This window comes from Micromonospora yasonensis, assembly GCF_026013475.1.
Taxonomy (GTDB): domain Bacteria; phylum Actinomycetota; class Actinomycetes; order Mycobacteriales; family Micromonosporaceae; genus Micromonospora; species Micromonospora yasonensis.
In genome coordinates, this window is record NZ_JAPDPH010000344.1 from 1 (window position 1) to 5,054 (window position 5,054).

Below are 5,054 nucleotides of genomic sequence, written 5' to 3' on the forward strand. Positions count from 1 at the left end.
TCGTCGTCGCTGGCGGGGCCAGTGATCTCCCGGACCCGCCGGCCGGCCTGTCGATGATTCACGTCGGTGCGCATGTCGGCTTCCGCCAGCTCAGTGAACTGGTGGCGGAACTCGTCCTGGCCCGGGACACTCACGTGCTGCGCTACGGCCTGAGAGTGCATCGCTCGCTGGTGGAGTTGCTCTACCGCGGAGCCGGGTTGTCCGCGCTCGGGCACCAGATGGCCCGGCTGTCCGGTTGCGCGGCGGCAATCCTCGACGCGCAGTACCGAGTCCTGGCGTTCGAACCCAGCCGGGACCGCGTATTCGGGGCAACGGCGGTCGCGGACGCGCTGCGCGAGGACGCGTCCGGCATGGCAGCAGACAGCGCCTCACCCACCGGCCCCGCGGCGGCGGGCCCAAGGCCGTCCGCTTCCGAGCAGCCGCATCCCGGACCCCAGGTCCGCACCCTCCTGATCGGCGGGGTCAGCGCGACGTGCGTGCTCAACCCGATCCTGCTCAGCGGCCGCCACGACGGTTGGGTGGTGATCGTGGAATCGGCCGATCCGCCCGGCCCGCATGACATCGCGCAGCACCGGGTGGTCGTCGAGCAGGCCGCCACCATCGTCGGTACCGAGATGCTGCGCCTGCGCAGCATCGAGCAGGCTGAGGAGCGGGCGCGGGGCGACTTCGTCCACGCGCTGCTGCACGGCCGCTTCTCGAACCAGCACGAGCTGGAAGCCCGGGCGGCGCACTACGACTTTCCGGTCGCGGCAACCTACGGGGTGATCGTCGCGAACCAGCTCGGTTCGGTCGGCAGCCCCGACTCCCCGGCGGCCCTGTTCCAGCTGGCCCAGCACGCCGCCCGCCTCGACGTCCGGGCGGGCGCGCACACCCTGGCGACGGTCGTCGGCGACGTGCTCGCCGTGGTCCGGCAGGTCGACCCGGCCGGCCACCGGGACTCGCCGGACGCGGAGGATCGGGCGCTGGCCGACTTCGCGCGCACCCTGCAGGCGGAGTTGGAGCGCCGGACCCACCGCGAGGTCGCCGTGGCGTACGGGCGCTGCGTCGACGGCGCCGGCCGCATCGTCGACAGCTACCGGGAGGCGCGCATCGCGCTCGGGATCCGCAACCGGCTCGGTGTGGACCGGGTCTGCGGCTTCCAGGATCTGCGGGTCTTCGCCACGCTGGTGGAGCTCGCCGAGAGCCCGCAGGGGCGTGCCTTCGCTCGGGACATGCTGGCCCCGCTGCGCGGCTCCCGCGCCGGCGGAAGCGACCTGGAGCAGGCGGTCATCGCCTACGTCGCGTCCGGCGGAAACCTCAACGCCGCCGCGCGGGAACTGCACATCCACCGCAACACGATGCTCTACAAGCTCGACCGCGCCTCGCGGCTGCTGCAACTGGACCTGCGGGAGGCCGAACACCAGTTCGCGGTGTGGCTGGCGCACAAGCTCAGCCTGCTCGCCGAGACGGTTACGGCCGTCGACCGCGATCTCAACCCGACGTAGCGACCGGCGGTGCCGGGTCGGTGTCGAGCGGGGACGGGTCGGGGCCGACGAAGCTGACCACCAACCCGACGACGGCAACTGCGGTGCATCCGGCGAAGAGCAGCAGCAGATTTCCGGAGGGATAGACCACCGCCACCCAGGCGGCGCCGAGCGCCGACCCGCCGAAGCGCATCATGTTGAACAGTCCGAGGGCGGCGCCCGACCTGCCGGCGGGGGACCGGGTCGCCCCGGTGGCGGAGGGGGTCTGGACGAGGGCCACGCCCACACCCACCGTGAGGAGCAGCGCGACGAGCAGCGCGGTGCTCCGGCCGGAGGTACCGGCGTACAGCCCCAGCAGCAGTTCCACCGCGGCGAGCAGGACCAGACCGGTACGCAGGATCCAGCGGGGCCGGCCGCGTTCGCTGAGCAGCCCGACGACGGGGGCCAGCACCACCATCGCGGCGGGCAGGGCGAGCACCAGCAGGCCGGTGACGGCGGTGGTCCGCCCGAGGGTCCCCGTGGCGTACAGCGGAACCGCGACGAGCGTGGCGGCGAGGCAGAACATCTGCGCGGACGCGGCGACCGTGCTGCGCAGAAACCGCGACTCGACGATGAGACGCGGTCGGATGATCGGCGCCGCCGCCTTGGCGGAGGTGTTGGCGAAGACCGCCAGCAGTCCGACGCCCGCCACGGCGAGGATGACGATGAGCCAGGCCGGCACCGCGTGCTGCGGGACCGCGGTGGCGGCCGTCATCAGCAGCGCGGCGCCGAGCGTCAGCGACACCGCCCCGGGCCAGTGCAGCGCGGTGGCGTGCCCGCGGTCGTTCGGCACCAACCAGACGGTGGCGACCAGCAGGATCACCGCGACCGGAGCGAGGCACCAGAAGATCGCCCGCCAGCCGGCGAGGTCGGCCAGCAGGCCGCCCAGCGGCGGGCCGACGGCCTGTCCGATCCCGTTGGCGGCCGCCCAGGCGCTCATCGTGCGGGCTCGCTGGCTCGGCCCGTAGATGGTGGCGAGCATGCCCATGACCGCCGGTGGATAGGCCGCGCATGCCATGCCCTGCAGGGCGCGCATCGCGACGAGGACGGGCAGCGACGGGGCCAACGCGGCCCCCACCATGGCGAGGGCCATGAGGGCGAGGGACGCGATGATCGTCCGGCGTCGTCCGAACCGGTCGCCCACCCAGCCGCTCAACGCCATGCCGGTGGCAAGGACCAGGACGAAGCTGGTCACCACGAGCACGCCGGAGGAGAGCGAGACGCCGAGATCGGCGGTGATGTCCCGCAACGGCACGTTCAGCACGTTGTTGATGACGGTGCCGAGCAGCGTCGCGCCGAGCAGGGTCAGCAGTACGGCGAGTCCCGCCTGCTTCCGCTGCGGCGCAGCCTCCGGGCCGGCCGGGGTGGCGAACGAATGCGCGGCGGCAATGCGCGGCCGGGTGTCCCGCACGTCCCGTCCTTCCGATCGTCTGCGCAGGTCACATACCGTTCGAGACTGCTCCGTGACCGTTGTGCGATGCTACGGCACCCTGCACAATCTTTGGCCGGCGGCCTGTGCACATCGGTGATAGACGCTGACCTTGCAACACGCGGAGTCTGACGGGCAATCCACTGCAAGAGTCCGTGAGGTGGCAGATGCAGTTAACCGCGGCCCACTGGGTCTATCTCGTCGGTGTTGTCGTGATCATCGCGACGATGATCGCCCGAAAGAACATCGTAGTCCCGGCCGTGGTCGCGACGTTCGCGACCGCGCTCGTCTTCTCGCACAGCATCGTCCGCGGGCTCTCCGCGGTGTTCAACGCCAGCCTGGTGGCGGCCACGAACCTGTTCAACATCTTCCTGATCATCGCGCTCGTGACCGCGATGCTGCACTCGTTGCAGGCCATGGGCGCGGACCGGAAGATGGTCGCCCCGTTCCGGGGGGTGATGCGCAACGGTCACCTGGCCTTCTGGGCGCTGGTGGTCGTCACGTACTTCATCTCGCTGTTCTTCTGGCCGACCCCGGCGGTGCCGCTGATCGGCGCGGTGCTCATCCCGGTGGCGATCCGCGCGGGTCTGCGGCCGATGGCCGTCGGCCTGGTGGTGGCGATCGCCGGCCAGGGCATGGCACTCTCCTCCGACTACGTCATCCGGGTGGCTCCGGGGTTGTCGGCGAAGGCGGCGGGGGCGGACCCGAACGTCGTCGCCGACCGGGCCATGGTGCTGTCGCTCGTCGTCGGTGGGGTCGCCCTCGCGGTCGCCTACCTGATGGAGTTCCGCACGATGCGCCGACCCGATCCGGCCCTGCTCGCCGAGTGGGAGGCGACGGCGGACGGCAGCGGTGAACGCGTGAAGGACCTGGCGGTCACCGAGCGGGAGCGCGAACTGGTCGGCGCGGGCGACCGGCCGGCCGGTGGCGGCGACGTGCCGTCCCTGCGGGGTGGGCCGCCGACCGTCGGCCACGGCGTCGCGCTGCGGGAGGAGTACGACGAGGAACGGCGGGACACCCCCGAGGAGCCGGCCGACGGCTACCGCGGCAACCCCCTGGTACCGACCTTCTTCGCCATCTTCGTGCCGTTGGCCTACCTGGCGCTGATCGTCTACATGGTGGTCGCGAAGTTCTCCGACAGCGTGCCCGACCTGCGGGGCGGCGATGCCGCCGCCCTGGTCGGCGGCATCGCGGCGCTCATCGTCTTCCTGGCGTCGCTCGCCGGCGACGGCAAGGGCTTCCTCGAGAGCTCCGCCGAGCACGTGGTCAACGGACTGGTGTTCGCGTTCAAGGCCATGGGCGTCGTGCTGCCGATCGCCGGCTTCTTCTTCATCGGCAACGGCGACTTCTCCGGTCAGATCCTCGGCACCGACGACCCGACCAAGGGGCCGGCGCTCCTGTACGACCTGGTCACGGCGGCGCAGAGCCACATCCCTCACAGCGGCTTCATCGCGGCCTTCGGCATCCTGATCATCGGCATGATCGCGGGCCTGGAGGGGTCGGGCTTCTCCGGTCTGCCGCTGACCGGATCGCTGGCGGGCAGCCTGGGCCCGGCCGCCGGAATCAGCGCCGGGACGCTCGCCGCCGTCGGTCAGATGGGCAACATCTGGTCCGGTGGCGGCACGCTCGTCGCCTGGTCCTCGCTCATCGCCGTCGCCGGCTTCGCCCGGGTGCCGGTGATCGCCCTGGCCCGCAGGTGTTTCATCCCGGTGGTCAGCGGGCTCGTCGTGGGCACCATCGTCGCGGTGGTCTTCTTCGGGTAGGGGTCGGCAACGCGAACTGCGGAGGCGGCGGCCTACGATTCCCGCCGCCTCCGCCGTGCCGTCATCGCTTCGCAATGAACTGGGCCCGGGGGGACACGCTGCAGGCAACATCGCAGGCCTGCAGAGCGGGCTTCACGAACTGTGCGGTTACCACTACCGCACTTCGCGGTGACTCCCGGGTCAACCAGGGTCACACCGCCATCCGGAACGCGCTCATGTCGGTTCTCAGCGGAAGGTTGGGGTCGGCCACGCCGGGGCAACCCCGGTCCCAAACAACTGACAGCCGCAGAACAGTGTCAAGCCCTTGATGGCCGGAAGCGTCAGCCAGCCCGACCGCGCATTGCCTGCGACAGATAAGGA

At 71.2% G+C, this 5,054-nt stretch carries 3 protein-coding genes; 2 read left to right on the forward strand and 1 reads right to left on the reverse strand.

Annotated features, from left to right (window positions below; translation table 11 throughout):
• Window positions 1-1,484, forward strand: a 1,484-nt coding sequence (locus ONA70_RS34600) for a PucR family transcriptional regulator (RefSeq protein ID WP_265010696.1), incomplete at its 5' end; no start/stop codon positions are given.
• On the opposite strand, the gene ONA70_RS34605 is transcribed toward ONA70_RS34600, so the two are convergent.
• Window positions 1,471-2,913 (reverse strand): MFS transporter, encoded by a 1,443-nt coding sequence (locus ONA70_RS34605; protein WP_265010697.1) that lies wholly within the window; start codon window positions 2,911-2,913, stop codon window positions 1,471-1,473. The genes ONA70_RS34600 and ONA70_RS34605 overlap by 14 nt on opposite strands.
• A 173-nt stretch (window positions 2,914-3,086) precedes the next feature.
• Between ONA70_RS34605 and ONA70_RS34610 the strand changes: the two genes are divergently transcribed.
• Window positions 3,087-4,694, forward strand: a complete 1,608-nt coding sequence (locus tag ONA70_RS34610; RefSeq protein WP_265010698.1) for a hypothetical protein — start codon at window positions 3,087-3,089, stop codon at window positions 4,692-4,694.
• The last annotated feature ends 360 nt before the right edge of the window (window positions 4,695-5,054 follow it).